At 45.6% G+C, this 14,368-nt stretch carries 11 protein-coding genes; all 11 read right to left on the bottom strand.

Translation table 11 applies throughout. The annotated features are described in order from the left end of the window. Positions 1-183: 183 nt before the first annotated feature. A complete protein-coding gene (gene accA, locus ACYX4M_RS11560) occupies positions 184-1,140 on the bottom strand; it encodes an acetyl-CoA carboxylase carboxyl transferase subunit alpha (RefSeq protein WP_014948567.1) in 957 nt (318 codons plus the stop codon). 68 nt (positions 1,141-1,208) lie between these two features. Next, entirely contained in the window at positions 1,209-4,673 is a 3,465-nt protein-coding gene (dnaE, locus tag ACYX4M_RS11555) for a DNA polymerase III subunit alpha (RefSeq protein WP_476080224.1), read from the bottom strand. 4 nt (positions 4,674-4,677) lie between these two features. Further along, positions 4,678-5,250, bottom strand: a complete 573-nt coding sequence (rnhB, locus tag ACYX4M_RS11550; RefSeq protein WP_476080223.1) for a ribonuclease HII — start codon at positions 5,248-5,250, stop codon at positions 4,678-4,680. After that, positions 5,243-6,391 (bottom strand): lipid-A-disaccharide synthase, encoded by a 1,149-nt coding sequence (gene lpxB, locus ACYX4M_RS11545; protein WP_476080222.1) that lies wholly within the window; start codon positions 6,389-6,391, stop codon positions 5,243-5,245. Before lpxB ends, rnhB begins: the two co-directional genes overlap by 8 nt. Before the next feature lie 2 nt (positions 6,392-6,393). Further along, complete coding sequence (gene lpxA / locus ACYX4M_RS11540; RefSeq protein WP_476080221.1) at positions 6,394-7,164, bottom strand: acyl-ACP--UDP-N-acetylglucosamine O-acyltransferase; 771 nt, start codon at positions 7,162-7,164, stop codon at positions 6,394-6,396. Position 7,165: 1 nt separating this feature from the next. Continuing rightward, positions 7,166-7,615 (bottom strand): 3-hydroxyacyl-ACP dehydratase FabZ, encoded by a 450-nt coding sequence (gene fabZ, locus ACYX4M_RS11535; protein WP_476080220.1) that lies wholly within the window; start codon positions 7,613-7,615, stop codon positions 7,166-7,168. A gap of 193 nt (positions 7,616-7,808) precedes the next feature. Beyond that, a complete protein-coding gene (locus ACYX4M_RS11530) occupies positions 7,809-8,324 on the bottom strand; it encodes an OmpH family outer membrane protein (protein ID WP_012517573.1) in 516 nt (171 codons plus the stop codon). 62 nt (positions 8,325-8,386) lie between these two features. Then, entirely contained in the window at positions 8,387-10,864 is a 2,478-nt protein-coding gene (gene bamA, locus ACYX4M_RS11525; protein ID WP_476080219.1) for an outer membrane protein assembly factor BamA, read from the bottom strand. Positions 10,865-10,922: 58 nt separating this feature from the next. Then, positions 10,923-12,275: a sigma E protease regulator RseP gene (gene rseP / locus ACYX4M_RS11520; RefSeq protein ID WP_476080218.1), complete on the bottom strand. Its 1,353-nt coding sequence runs from the start codon at positions 12,273-12,275 to the stop codon at positions 10,923-10,925. Then, entirely contained in the window at positions 12,269-13,456 is a 1,188-nt protein-coding gene (ispC, locus tag ACYX4M_RS11515) for a 1-deoxy-D-xylulose-5-phosphate reductoisomerase (RefSeq protein WP_476080217.1), read from the bottom strand. Before ispC ends, rseP begins: the two co-directional genes overlap by 7 nt. Further along, complete coding sequence (locus ACYX4M_RS11510; protein WP_476080216.1) at positions 13,456-14,319, bottom strand: phosphatidate cytidylyltransferase; 864 nt, start codon at positions 14,317-14,319, stop codon at positions 13,456-13,458. Before ACYX4M_RS11510 ends, ispC begins: the two co-directional genes overlap by 1 nt. Positions 14,320-14,368 lie beyond the last annotated feature (49 nt).

Raw genomic sequence — 14,368 nt, 5'->3', positions numbered from 1 at the left:
TTTCTAATAACACAAAGGGGTTGGTTACCTATGGTAAACAACCCCCATGTTCTTATGCGACATTACATGACCGACATGAATTAAGCCGCCGCTCGCTAGTTTTTATAGCAAGCGTTTAAACTGATAGAACGCAGCTGTACATAACGGCTAAATGCACCTTTCATGCTAGTTTTCTTTATGAACTTAGCAATAACCGAACGACATCAAACGCTGGTAACGCTCTTCCATCAATTTAGTCTTGTCTAACTCTTTAAGCTGGTTAAGCTGCTGCTTAATTACGGCCTTCAAATTAGCGGCCATGCCATTATGATCGCGATGCGCACCACCTAAAGGCTCTTCAACAATACTATTAATTAGACCCAGCTCTTTAATTTGTGGCGCACTTACGCCCATCGCTTCAGCAGCGAGTGGGGCTTTTTCTGCGCTTTTCCACAAAATAGACGCACAACCTTCTGGTGAAATAACCGAGTACGTAGAATATTGAAGCATATTAACACGATCGCCAACACCAATTGCCAGTGCACCACCTGAACCACCTTCACCAATTACCGTACATACGATTGGAACAGTCAGCTCAGCCATCTCGAATAGGTTTTTTGCGATGGCTTCACTTTGCCCACGCTCTTCAGCACCCACACCTGGATAAGCTCCCGGTGTATCGATAAAGGTGATGATAGGCATGTTAAAGCGCTCAGCCATCTTCATAAGACGCAAGGCTTTACGGTAGCCTTCTGGTTTAGGCATACCAAAGTTACGCTTAATTTTTTCGTTGGTGTCACGGCCTTTTTGATGACCTATGATCATCACCGGCTGATCATCTAGCATTGCGGGACCACCAACAATTGCCTTATCGTCAGCGAACGCGCGGTCGCCTGCAAGCTCATCGAATTCGGTAAAAATACGAGGAATGTAATCCAGCGTGTATGGACGCATTGGGTGACGTGCAAGTTGAGAAACTTGCCATGCGCCAAGATCAGAAAAGATCTTTTTAGTTAGCTCTGCGCTTTTACCGCGAAGCTTATTGATTTCTTCTTCAATACCAACGTCAAACTCGCCACCTTGATTCACCAACCTAAGCTCTTCAATTTTTGCTTCTAGTTCGGCTATTGGCTGTTCAAAGTCCAAAAACTGTATACTCATTTCATGTCCTATTCGTACTACGCTCGTCTATGCAAACGCGAGATGTCCAATCTATCGAACTCTTGCCCCTAATGGTAGAGAATTGAAACGGCTTTGTCTCCCAAACATTGCTTGAGATCGTGCAAAAGTTGGTCTTCAGGGGTAACGTACCATCTTGCACCACACGCTAAGGTTACTTCAGCGTCTGGATGGGTTACCGCTAACTGAACAGGACAACTTCCGCCGTTAAATGCCTGCAGGATAGATTGCATCTGACTCATTTTCTTCGGTTCAAGCAGCTGGGTATCAATATTAAGTGCCAGCGCTCTCGCGTTTTTCTCTCGTGCCTGAACAATGTCCATTACATCACGGGCGGTGATTGTATTGCCCCCAGAGAAATCATCAAAGCTGACCTGTCCCTTTATAAGCAATATTCTGTCAGTTTCTAACACACTTTCGAACTGTTCGTACATATCGGGGAAGAAACGTACATCTATTCTGGCACTCTTATCATCCAGTGTCACTATGGCCCAGCGACGACCCCGCTTGTTCGTCATAACACGCACGCCAAGCACCAGTCCTACTGCACTGGCCATTTGGTCTTTGTTGGTTGGTTTTAAATCAACTAATCGACCGTCGGTGTAGTAACGCAGTTCTTCTGCGTACTGATTGATGGGGTGACCGGTTAAGTACAAGCCCAAAGTGTCTTTTTCACCTTCTAGCCATACTTTTTCAGGCCACTCAGGGACATCGGCAAACGCTTGCTTCACGTCTTCTGGCTCGGTAGTCAGTAGGCCAAACATGTCTGACTGACCAAACGACTCGGCTTTTGCATGCTGTCCAGCGGCGGCAAGGGCCTCGGGTAAACTCGCCATAAGACTAGCGCGATGGGGGCCTAAGTTGTCCATTGCTCCCGCTAATACTAGCTTTTCTAGCACTCGCTTGTTTACCCGTTTAATGTCTATCTTGGCGCAGAAATCAAATAGGTCCTTAAATGCCCCTTGTGTCTCCCGCGCTTCAATAATCGCTTCAATTGGGCCTTCACCTACCCCTTTAATCGCACCGATACCGTAAACAATGCGGCCTTCGCTATCGACGGTAAATTTGTATTTACCTGCATTTAAATCTGGCGGCAGTATTTCGATGCCCATGCGCTCACATTCATCGACAAGCGTCACGATTTTATCGGTGTTATCCATATCCGCCGACATTACCGCAGCCATGAATTCCGCAGGATAATGCACTTTCAGCCACAGGGTTTGGTAAGACACCAAGGCATAAGCGGCAGAGTGAGATTTGTTAAACCCGTAACCTGCGAACTTTTCTACCAAGTCGAAGATTTTCATCGCTAGGTCTGGGTCAATATTATTGCCCTTGGCACCTTCGGCGAACGTGCCGCGCTGCTTCGCCATTTCTTCTGGCTTTTTCTTACCCATAGCACGACGAAGCAAGTCAGCGCCGCCCAGCGAGTAGCCCGCCATTTCTTGGGCTATCTGCATTACCTGTTCCTGATACAAGATAATGCCATAGGTAGGCTCTAGAATTTCCTGCAAGCACTCATGCTGATATTCAGCATCGGGGTAGGAAATTTCTTCACGCCCGTGCTTACGATCAATAAAGTTATCTACCATGCCTGATTGCAGCGGGCCCGGACGGAAAAGGGCCACCAGTGCGATAATATCTTCGAAGCAGTCAGGTTTAAGGCGCTTAATTAGCTCTTTCATACCGCGAGATTCCAGCTGGAATACCGCAGTTGTCTCGGCGTTTTGAAGGATTCTGAAACTCTTAGGATCTTCAAGAGGAATAGCGCTGATATCGACATCAACGTTTTTCCCTTCTTTGATCATATCTATTGCCCACTGAATAATAGTCAGCGTACGAAGACCTAAGAAGTCAAATTTTACCAAGCCGGCCGTTTCAACATCGTTTTTGTCGAACTGGGTTACGGGGTTTTTACCTTCGTCATCACAATACAAAGGCGAGAAATCAGTAATTGTGGTTGGCGCAATAACAACACCACCGGCGTGTTTACCTGCGTTTCGGGTAACCCCTTCAAGTATTCGCGCCATATCGATAAGGTCTTTCACTTCCTCATCGCTTTCATAAACTTCTGGTAGCTGTGGCTCAGCTTTAAACGCCTTTTCAAGCGTCATACCTGGATCGGGTGGAATAAGCTTTGAGATCCTGTCTACAAAGCCGTATGGGTGACCAAGTACGCGGCCTACGTCGCGCACTACCGCTTTTGCCGCCATAGTACCGAATGTAATGATCTGCGATACCGCCTGACGCCCATAAAGCTCGGCAACGTGGTCGATTACCTCGTCTCGTCTATCCATACAGAAGTCGACGTCGAAGTCGGGCATGGATACACGCTCTGGGTTCAAGAACCGTTCAAATAGCAAGTCGAATTCAAGCGGGTCTAGGTCGGTAATTTTTAGGGCATAGGCCACCAGTGAACCCGCACCAGAACCCCGCCCTGGCCCTACCGGAATTCCGTTATCCTTACTCCACTGAATGAACTCCATTACAATAAGGAAGTAGCCAGGGAAACCCATTTGGTTGATAACTTCAAGCTCAATGCGAAGTCGGTCATCGTACTCTGGGCGTTTAGCTTTGCGCACTTCTTCATCGGGAAATAGAAATTCTAGACGTTCTTCCAACCCCTCTTCAGACACCTTGACCAAGAAGTCTTCGGTGGTCATGCCGCCGGTTGGAAATTGTGGCAAGAAGTACTCGTTTAACCGTACGGTAACGTTACAGCGCTTGGCAATTTCAACCGTATTTTCTATGGCTTCAGGAATATCGCTAAATAACTCAACCATTTCCTCCGCAGTGCGCAGATATTGCTGGTCACTGTATCTTTTAGGGCGGCGGTTATCATCAAGCGTGTAGCCATCGTGAATACATACACGAATTTCGTGAGCATCAAAGCCTTCACGGTCAATAAAGCACACTTCATTGGTGGCGACCACGGGTAAGCCGCGCTGCTCAGCAAGCTCCACGGCAAGGTGCAAGTAATCTTCCTCACCTTGTCTACCGGTTCTAATAAGCTCTAAATAAAAGCGGTCGGGAAAATGAGTTTGATAAAACTCAAGGGCACTGTCGAGAATTTTGGCGTTGTTTTTCATTAAACCCACGCCAACATCGCCGTGCTGTGCACCCGATAAAGCAATCACACCTTCACTGTGCTCTGCCAACCATTCTTGATCGATAACCGCTCGGTGTGAGAGGTGCCCGCGAAGATAGGCTTTGGAGATAAGAATAGTAATATTCTTATATCCTTCATTATTCATCGCAATAAGGGTTAGTCTGAAAGGTTCATCGCCAAAGACTTCATTAGTCACCCAAAAATCGGTGCCGATGATGGGCTTGATACCTAAGTTATGTGCTTCGGAATAAAATTTTACCAAACCACACATATTCATTTGGTCGGTGATCGCCACAGCAGGCATGCCAAGCGCGGACACTTTACCTAAAATAGGCTTAACCTTATTCAGGCCGTCCATCATCGAAAAGTCGCTGTGAACACGTAAATGAATAAATGGCGATGACATGATGTTATTTCTCTTCGAGTAGCGCTTTTACGGGTTTAAAACTTTTGCGATAGCAATCTAAGATGCCATATTCGGCGATGGCTTCAAAGTGTGCTTTTGTGGGGTAACCTTTGTGCCCGGCAAAGTTATATTGTGGGTAGGACTCGTGAAGCGAAATCATATCGTTATCTCGCTCTACCTTGGCAATAATTGACGCTGCTGAAATTTCTGCGTGTAGGCTATCTCCCTTCACCACCGCTTCAGAGTCAAAGTTCCACGCCGGAACGCGGTTGCCGTCTACACGCACAAAGTCAGGCCTTACAGGCAAACCTTCCACTGCGCGGATCATGGCGAGCATGGTAGCGTGCAGTATATTTAGTTTGTCTATTTCTTCTGGGCTCGCTCTGCCGATATTCCAGTAGAGCGCTTTTTCACGAATTTCTTGGGCAAGGGCTACGCGTTTTTTTTCACTCAGTTTTTTTGAGTCGGTTAGCCCTTCAATGGGGTTTTCTGGGTCGAGAATGACCGCAGCGGTGACCACATCACCTACCAATGGGCCGCGACCTACTTCATCAACACCGGCAATTAATTTATGCAAACAATTCCTCCACGACAGCTTTTGCTGCTGTTTTATCAGCGTTGCATTTTAGCGTATGGTGGAGGTCGGTGAAACGGGAAATAAGCGCAGAATTATCACTTTCGAAGAAGTTGAGTAGTTGATTGCTCATATTCTCTGCATTTACTTCTTCTTGCAGTAATTCAGGAATAATCGCCTCGTCTGCTAAGAGGTTTGGCAACGTGAAGAAAGGCGCTTTATACAAGCGCTGCATAATTTTATACGTGAGTGGTGCAAGTAAATAAGCTGCTACCATGGGGCGCTTGCATAACATGGCCTCTAAGGTAGCCGTGCCTGAAGCAAGCAAGATAACATCGCTAGCTATCATCGCATCTCGCGATGTGCCTTGCGTTACCTGAATGGGTAAACGTTCCTCTGCATTATTGGCTTCCAGCAAGAGTGCTTTTATTTGTGCAAGACGATGTTCGTTAGCAGCAGGGATAAGAAATTGAATGTCGCTGCGTTTAGCATGAATAGCTTCTATGGTCTCCAGAAATACTGGAAGTAGCGTTTCTACTTCGCCTCTGCGTGAGCCGGGAAGTACAGCCAGTACGGAAGCATTACTATCTACACCTAATTCTTGGCGCGCCGCATTTTGGTCGGGCTCAATTGCTATAGCGTCAGCCATTGTGTGTCCCACAAAGGTATAGGGAACGTGGTATTTATCGTAAACCTGCTGCTCGAAAGGAAATAAACCCAACACACGATTAGTTGCTTTCGCTATTTTATGGATGCGCTTTTCACGCCACGCCCACACGGTAGGACTCACATAGTGCATGGTTTTGATACCGCGTGCTTTAAGCGCTTTTTCTACTCTTAGATTAAAATCAGGCGCATCAATACCCACAAAAATATCGGGTGGATTTTGCTCGAAGTGAGCAAGAAGCTGCTTTTTAACTTTCAAGATGGCTGGTAGATGGGAGAGAACTTCAACAAGCCCCATAACCGACAAGGTTTCCATATCGAACAGACTATGAAAACCCGCGTTTATCATATTTGGACCGCCAATACCTTCGATAACCGCATCAGGGTATTGGCGTTTTAACTCTGCAACCATTCCGGCGGCAAGCACGTCACCAGAGGGCTCTCCGGCAACCATGCCGATACGGATAGGCGTAGACATAATTAGCGAATAATGCCTCGCTCAGAGTCTTGTAAGAACTTCACCATAAGGGCCACACCAGGGAACTTTTCCGCTGGTTCAGCAAGCTTGTCCACTGCTTCGTCAATAGTATTGCCTTCACGATAAATAGCTTTGTAAGCGCGCTTGATTTCAAGCACTTCTTCTTTTGAGAAACCGCGGCGTTTTAAACCTTCAGAGTTTATCCCTTGAGGAATATTCTTTTGACCACTAACCATAACAAAAGGTGGTACGTCACGCAGAATAATACCGCCTGCTCCTAAAAATGCATGAGCGCCTATTTTGCAGAACTGGTGGATACCTGTTGCACCGCCAATAATCACGAAATCATCAATTTGTACATGGCCGGCCACAGCTACATTGTTGGCAATTATAATGTCATCGCCAAGAACACAGTCATGGGCGATGTGGGCATTAGCCATAAAGAGCCCACGGGAACCAATAATGGTAATGCTGTTATCTTGTACAGTGCCGCGGTGAACGGTTACCCCTTCTCTGAATTCGTTATCATCTCCGATGACAAGTTCGGTGGGTTCACCCGCATATTTTTTGTCTTGGCAGTCTTCACCAATTGAAGAAAACTGATAAAACTTGTTGTTTTTACCGATACGCGTCGGGCCGCGTACCACCACATGTGATTTCAGAATACAGCCGTCGCCTATGGTGACGTCGTCGTCTACCACACAAAATGGACCTATGGTGACATTTTCACCAATCGTTGCACTTTCTGAAATTACCGCAGTTGGATGGATCACGTTACGCTATCTCTCTCATCGCACACATAAACTCTGCACTACAAGCTATATCGCCATCGACGCTTGCAGTACCTTTAAATTTCCAAATCCCTCTGCGCTCTTTAACTAGAGCAACATCAAACTCAAGCCTGTCACCTGGAACAACAGGACGCTTAAAGCGTGCGTTATCAATTCCTGCATACAAGTATAACTTATCATTGTTGCCCATGGTCTTAAAACCTAAAACACCGGCAGCTTGCGCCATGGCTTCAAGAATCAAAACCCCCGGGAAAATTGGCTGTTCAGGGAAGTGCCCCATGAAACATGGCTCGTTGATTGTGATATTTTTATAAGCCTTTACAGACTCTCCCAGAACATAGTCTGTAACACGATCAACAAGTAGGAAAGGATATCTGTGTGGTAGCAGTTCCAATATTTCCTGGATTTCGATGGTATTAAGTGAATTGGCCAAAAACTTTCTCCTGTATACAAGCATGACCGTTAGCTATTTCATACCAATACAGATGATACATTGGTATTTGGGTCAAACTCGCCGTAAAACTGAAAACGGCGGCAACCATACGCTGTTAAGCGCAAAAAACAAATCAGACCAACACCTTTGGAGGGGTTGGTCTGACAAATTTTGTAACTGACGAGATCAGTTATTAGTTAGTTTTGCTTACTTGCTGAAGTACTTGTTCAGACAAGTCGTGCTCTTCTTTAGCAAATGCTACTGCACCCGCATTAAGTACTAAGTCGTAACCTTGCTTCGCAGCTACAGAGTCGATAGCTTGCTTGATAAGGCCAAGCAACTTGTTGCGCTCTTCGTTACTGCGACGTTGAATGTTTTGTTGTAAAGGCTGACCTTTCTTAGATAGCTCTTCACGTACTGACAATATTTTTTGTTCTAGTTCTTTCTTCTCAGTGTCGCTCATTGTTGCTGCGTCACGCTGAAGACGTTCTGCGTAGAACTGACCATCGCGCTGTAGTTGATTCACTTCTTCTAGCTGGTCTTTAAACTCAGCTTGAATAGCATTTTGAATCTCAGCCGCTTGAGGCATCGCTTGAAAAATACCTTGCACATCAACAACAGCCACTTTCTGTTCTGCCATTACAGATGTACTTACTAAAGCGCTACCCAACATTGCTCCTGCAACGATATGTTTAACCAACTGTTTCAAAGGGGACTCCTTTTTTTGAATCTTATTATAGAGCGCGGCAAAAACGCGCTCGCTTTAATGTCTTAGAAAGTTTGACCAATATTGAAAGTGAAGAATCTCGCATCGTCACCATCACGCTGCTGTATCGCTTTCGAGAAGCTGAATACCATCGGCCCCATCGGTGATATCCACTGAACCGATATACCCGCAGAGCTACGATACAGACTCCAGTCAGAATAGTCCAATAGCTCACCGCGTTGAGTAGATGCTATGTCAAACTGACGGTAATAGTCATAATCGAACTCAGTATCCCACACGTTACCCACATCCACAAACAAACTTGTGCGAACAGAGTTATCCATGTCTTCTTCAAGAAATGGCGTAGGGACGATTAGCTCAACCCCACCCAGTGCCATAGCGTTACCACCTAGGCTTCGCGTCGACCAAGAAAGTGCTGCATCAGCTGGGTCTGCTGGGAATACTTCACCATCTGGGCCTGTTATGGTGCCAGTGTTACCAAGGAAGATACCACGAGGACCAACCGTATTATTCTCAAATCCGCGCAGTGAGTCTGCACCACCTGCGGTGAAGTTTTCAGTAAACGGTAGAATTTGTTCATTGCCGTTTATATCGCCATAACCATTACCATAGCCAAGACGAATACGGGTTAAGAATGACCAGCGTTGATCACGTGATAACGGGAAATACCATTTACCATCGAATACGGTTTTAAAATAGTTAACGTCTGAGTTTGGCGTAGTAATGCTAAACGACGCACGCTGAGACGAGCCCGCGGTTGGAAATAGACCACGGTTAAGCGTACTTCTACTCCAACTTACGCTAGCTAAATAGCTATCGTATTTAATTGCCGCATCTGGATCTTCACCATTGGTAAACTGGTTATAGAACTGCTCTGTTTGCTCGTAGTAACCACGGTTAAATAGCTCTACATTACTGTAAGTCAAGCCAAAGTTGATACGGTTAAACTCGTTTATTGGATAACCGATGTTCGCACCAATTGACCAACGTTTAGAGTTGTACTGGATTACGTTAAAGTCAGAGCCGTCGAATTCACTGTAGCCTATGCTTCCACCTAAACTGATACCATCAATAGTAAAGTATGGGTCGTTATAGGTGATTTGCGCACTGCGCTGATACGAAACCGTACTTAGGTTAAGGCCAACACGTTTACCTGTCCCCAGGAAATTATCTTGTTGGATACCCGCTTGTAAGCTTAACTTGGTTCTGTCACCGTATCCAATACCTGCGTTAAAAGAGCCCGAAGGCTGCTCTTTCACATTATAGTTAACATCAACCTTATCTTCTGAACCCGGTATACGTACAGTTTCAAATTCTACTTCTTCCATGTAGGTAAGACGAGAAAGCTGGTTTTTAGAAGATTCTAGCAAGTTATTAGATAACCAGGTGCCTTCCATCTGACTTACGTTCTGACGAAGTACACTGTCAGCGGTTACCACGTTACCGTTAAACTTAATACGGTTGACGTAAATACGCTTGCCTGGGTCTACAGATAGCGTCAACTTAACCGTTTTGTCTTCGTCGTTAATCTCAGGAACGGTGGTTACCGTTGGATAAGCATAACCAAAGCGACCAAGATACTTACTAATGAATTCTTCTGTATAAGTGACTTCTGCTTGATTGTAGAGTTCACCTTTTGTTAGCGGCAGTACGCGCTCAATATATTCTTCATGGCCAAGCACATCACCCACGAGTTCTACTTCAGATATGGTGTATTGCTCACCTTCTGTTACGTTCATGGCAATGTAGATACCCGACTTTTCAGGGGTCATCGACACTTGAGTTGAGTCAACGTTGAAGCGAAGGTAACCACGGTTTAAATAGTGGTTACGCAAGGTCTCCATATCACCTTGCAGTGTTTGTTGCTGATAGCGAGTCTCTGATAGAAAGTCCCACCAAGGCGTATCGTATTGTAGCTCAAACGCTTCCATCAGCTCTTCGTCTGAAAAAAGTTCGTTACCTACAATATTAATTTGTTCAATTTTAGCGGCATCGCCTTCTTCAAAGAGTAGTTTCAAGTCAACACGATTACGCGGTAACGGCGTTATAATGGCCGTTACGTCGGCATTATATTTACCTATGCTGTAAAAGAAGTCTTTAAGGCCATTCTCAATAGAGGTTAATACGGTCTTATCAAGTGGCTCACCGATACGGACGCCATTGCCATCCAAACTTTCTTGAAGCTGCTCATCTTTAATATCATCGTTACCTTCAAAGATAATATTGCTGATAGTTGGACGCTCCGCCACACGCACAACAAGGGTGTTGCCGTCGCGGAGAATTTCTACATTTTCAAAGTGAGTTGAAGAATAAAGCGAGCGAATAAGCTGCGTTACCCTAAATGTATTAAGCTCGTCGCCAACTTGAACGGGCAAGTAGGTTAAGGCTGCACCAAGTGCAACTCGCTGTAAACCTTCTACGCGAATGTCTTCAACAACAAATTCACTGTCTTGCGCCGCAGCGTTGGCAAAGCTAGCACTGGAAAGAATGGCTCCGGCTGCTACTAACTGTTTTAACTTCATCTATTTTTCTTTTCCTGGCCGCGTTTTGTATTAGCTGTTTTGTACTTCCTGATTTGTATCAGGTTATGCGAGCGATATCGTTAAAAATTGCGATACCCATGATCATAAACAGAAGCACGCCACCTATTCTGTAACCCCATTCCTGTACCCCTTCAGGCACAGGTTTGCCTGTGATCCACTCCACGATAAAAAACATTAGGTGACCACCGTCAAGCATGGGCAAGGGTAATAAATTTATTATGCCTAAATTTACGCTTATTAAGGCAAGAAAACTCAAAAAGTACGCAAGTCCATACCCAGCACTTGTTCCCGCACCTTGAGCAATTGAGATAGGCCCACTCAAATTTTTCACCGACACGTCGCCCGTGATGAGCTTACCTATCATTTCGACACTGAGTGTCATAAGACGCCATGTTTTATCTAGCGCCTTCCCAATAGCCTCTATAATGCCATATTGATGCGTAAACACATACCCTTCTGGCCAAGGCTCAAATGTTGGGCTTACACCGAGATATCCACTTTGCCCTTGTGGTGTATCGCGGCGCGCTATCGTGGCATCTAACGTTAGTTGCTGTCCATCCCTTTGTATATCAAGAGATATACTTTCACCGGGGCTTTCAACAATAACGTCAACCAAACCATCCCACGACGTCAATTTAGAGCCATTTAGTGCGACAAGTTCATCACCGGGTTTCAACCCTGCTTCCTGCGCCGCGCTTCCCTCACCAACAAACCCAACAGTTAACGTTGCGTCCGGTCGGTATGGGGTTAGGCCTAAGCTGCTTAAAGGAGACTCGCTATCTGGGTCAAAGTTCCAAGAACCCAGTGTAAAAGTCAGTTCTTTTTCAACATTTGACGAATTTTTAACCGTGACTGTGGTTTTTTCTGACCCTATGTTAGAGACAACTTCTAAATTAACCGCTTCCCAGTCCGGTGTAATTCTGTCGCCGATCTTAATGATTTCATCACCAGATTGAACGCCTGCTACTGCTGCAATACTTTGTGGTTCGACAACTTTAACTACCGGCTTTACGGTTTCTAAACCGACAAGATACATAATCCAGAGTGCAAAAAATGCAAAAATAAAATTAACGCCAGGACCTGCCGCAATAACCGCCATGCGCTGCAACACGGGTTTGTTGTTAAACGCTTTATCTTCTAACTCAGGCGGTACGTCATCAATACGTCCATCGAGCATGCGAACGTAACCACCAAGGGGGATCATAGCGATAACATATTCTGTACCGGACTTACTTAACTTGCGCCAAATTGGCTTACCAAATCCAATTGAGAAACGCTCTACCTGTACACCGCATTTGCGAGCAACGTAAAAGTGTCCCCATTCGTGTACGGCAACTAAAATACCTAAAGCAACAATGAATGCCCCTAGGCTCCATAAAAATGCTAGCACTGGAATTTACCTCGAATAATCTCGTTAGCTTTTGTTCTTGCTAGTGAGTCTTGTTCTAATATTTGTTGAATAGAACTTACCGATACGTGCGGCATAGCGTTGAGCGTAGCGTCGTTTACTTTAGCAATATCGCAAAACTGAATTTTGCCTTCTAGAAAGGCTTCGACAGCCACTTCATTTGACGCATTGACTCTTGTCGTTGCACATTGCCCTTCCTTACATGCATCAATAGCCAATTTCAAATTAGGGTAACGCTCAAAACAAGGGGTCTGAAAACTGAAATTGGCAATGTCAGAAAAATCGAGGGGCGTCACACCCGCTTCAATGCGCTCTGGGTGAGCCAAACCATAAGCAATAGGGGTACGCATATCTGGGTTGCCCATCTGCGCTATTACAGAGCCATCGATGTACTGCACCATAGAGTGAATAATACTTTGCGGGTGAATAACCACATCAATATCATTGGCGCCAGCACCGAATAACCAACAGGCTTCTATAAACTCCAGCCCCTTATTCATCATAGTCGCCGAATCGATTGTAATTTTTCTGCCCATCGACCAGTTAGGGTGTGTACTGGCTTCATCGATTGTAATTGATGAGAAGCTATCAAGCGGTCTTTCTCTAAACGGGCCACCAGAACCCGTTAACAGAATTTTACGAATGCCGGATGCCGTAAAGTTACCGTATTCATAATCGTGCGGGAGACACTGGAATATGGCGTTGTGTTCGCTGTCGATAGGAAGGATTTCAGCACCGCTTTGGTTCGCCGCCTCAATAAATAAGGCACCAGACATGACTAACGCTTCTTTATTGGCAAGCAAAACCCGTTTACCCGCTTTTACTGCTGCCAGTGTGGGTAAAAGACCTGCTGCACCAACGATGGCTGCCATTACAGCATCAACTTCAGGCGCGCTTGACACTTCTTCCAGCGCATTTGCACCAGCAAGAATTTCTGCATCCACACCATATTGGGACGCTAACTCGCAGGCTAGTTTGTAATTAGCGTCATCAGCAATTACCACATAGCGCGGCGCGCATTTCTGGGCCTGCTCCATAAGCAACTCAAGCTGAGCGTTACCAGTAATAGCAAAAACGCGGTATTTATCTGGGTGGCGATTTATTACGTCGAGTGTATTACAACCAATGGAGCCTGTGGCCCCTAACACTGTTACTGTTTGCATTACGCCATCCAGGTTACATAGCAGAACGCAAAAACAGGGAATGCTGCGGTTAAGCTGTCTATTCTATCGAGTACACCACCGTGTCCAGGAAGAATTTTTCCGCTGTCTTTAATGCCCGCACAGCGCTTAAGCATGCTTTCGTTTAAATCGCCAAGGGCTGAAACAGCCACCGTAATACCGCCAATAGCAAGGTGAAGCCAAATACGCGAAGGCTCCACCTGATAGTGAAGGGCCGCAAAAGCGATAATAGCGAACGAGGCAGCAATACCGCCTAATAAGCCTTCTAAACTTTTACCCGGCGATACGTTAGGGCGCAGCTTATGGCGACCGAATTTAACGCCCACGAAAAATGCGCCGATATCTGCCGCCCAAACGATGCCCAGCACATAGAAAATGAGTGAAGCACCGTAAAACGGGTCAACATCGTGCAAGCTCGTACGAAGTGCAACAACCGCTACCCATGTTGGTATTAGCGTAAGCGCCCCGAACAGAGTTCTAACGCTACGACTGTCTTTCCAGAATTTAGAGTATTTAGGATAGGCAAGCACCATAAACAAAGAAGCTATCCACCATAATACGGCAACCGTTAATATCGCACGATATAAACCATGTAATTGCCCCTGATACCAAATTGTGCTGGCATCAACAATAAGAGACAAAGCAATGCATATAGCAAAGGCTCCTGCCAAATAAATAAGTTTTTTAGGACGTTCACATACGCCCGACATATTCGCCCATTCATAAGCACCAATACCGACAACACCAGCAATGGCTATTTCAAACCAGAAAATGGGTAGGAAAAGAATGGCGTAAAGCGCCAGTGGCGCTAAGATTAATGCAGTTATTATTCGTTGTTTTAGCATAATTTGCCCTTGGCTTTAGTTACCAGGGTTAGCCTGATAATTGCCTGCA

Source organism: Alteromonas sp. ABV4_150, assembly GCF_056311745.1.
Note: the sequence above shows the minus strand (reverse complement) of the source record. Positions and strands in the feature narration are given on the sequence as shown.

Coding starts and splice junctions, on each gene's coding strand:
- ispC (WP_476080217.1), bottom strand. CDS start 13,456: ATGCAAACAGTAACAGTGTTAGGGGCCACAGGCTCCATTGGTTGTAAT.
- accA (WP_014948567.1), bottom strand. CDS start 1,140: ATGAGTATACAGTTTTTGGACTTTGAACAGCCAATAGCCGAACTAGAA.
- lpxB (WP_476080222.1), bottom strand. CDS start 6,391: ATGTCTACGCCTATCCGTATCGGCATGGTTGCCGGAGAGCCCTCTGGT.
- bamA (WP_476080219.1), bottom strand. CDS start 10,864: ATGAAGTTAAAACAGTTAGTAGCAGCCGGAGCCATTCTTTCCAGTGCT.
- ACYX4M_RS11510 (WP_476080216.1), bottom strand. CDS start 14,319: ATGCTAAAACAACGAATAATAACTGCATTAATCTTAGCGCCACTGGCG.
- dnaE (WP_476080224.1), bottom strand. CDS start 4,673: ATGTCATCGCCATTTATTCATTTACGTGTTCACAGCGACTTTTCGATG.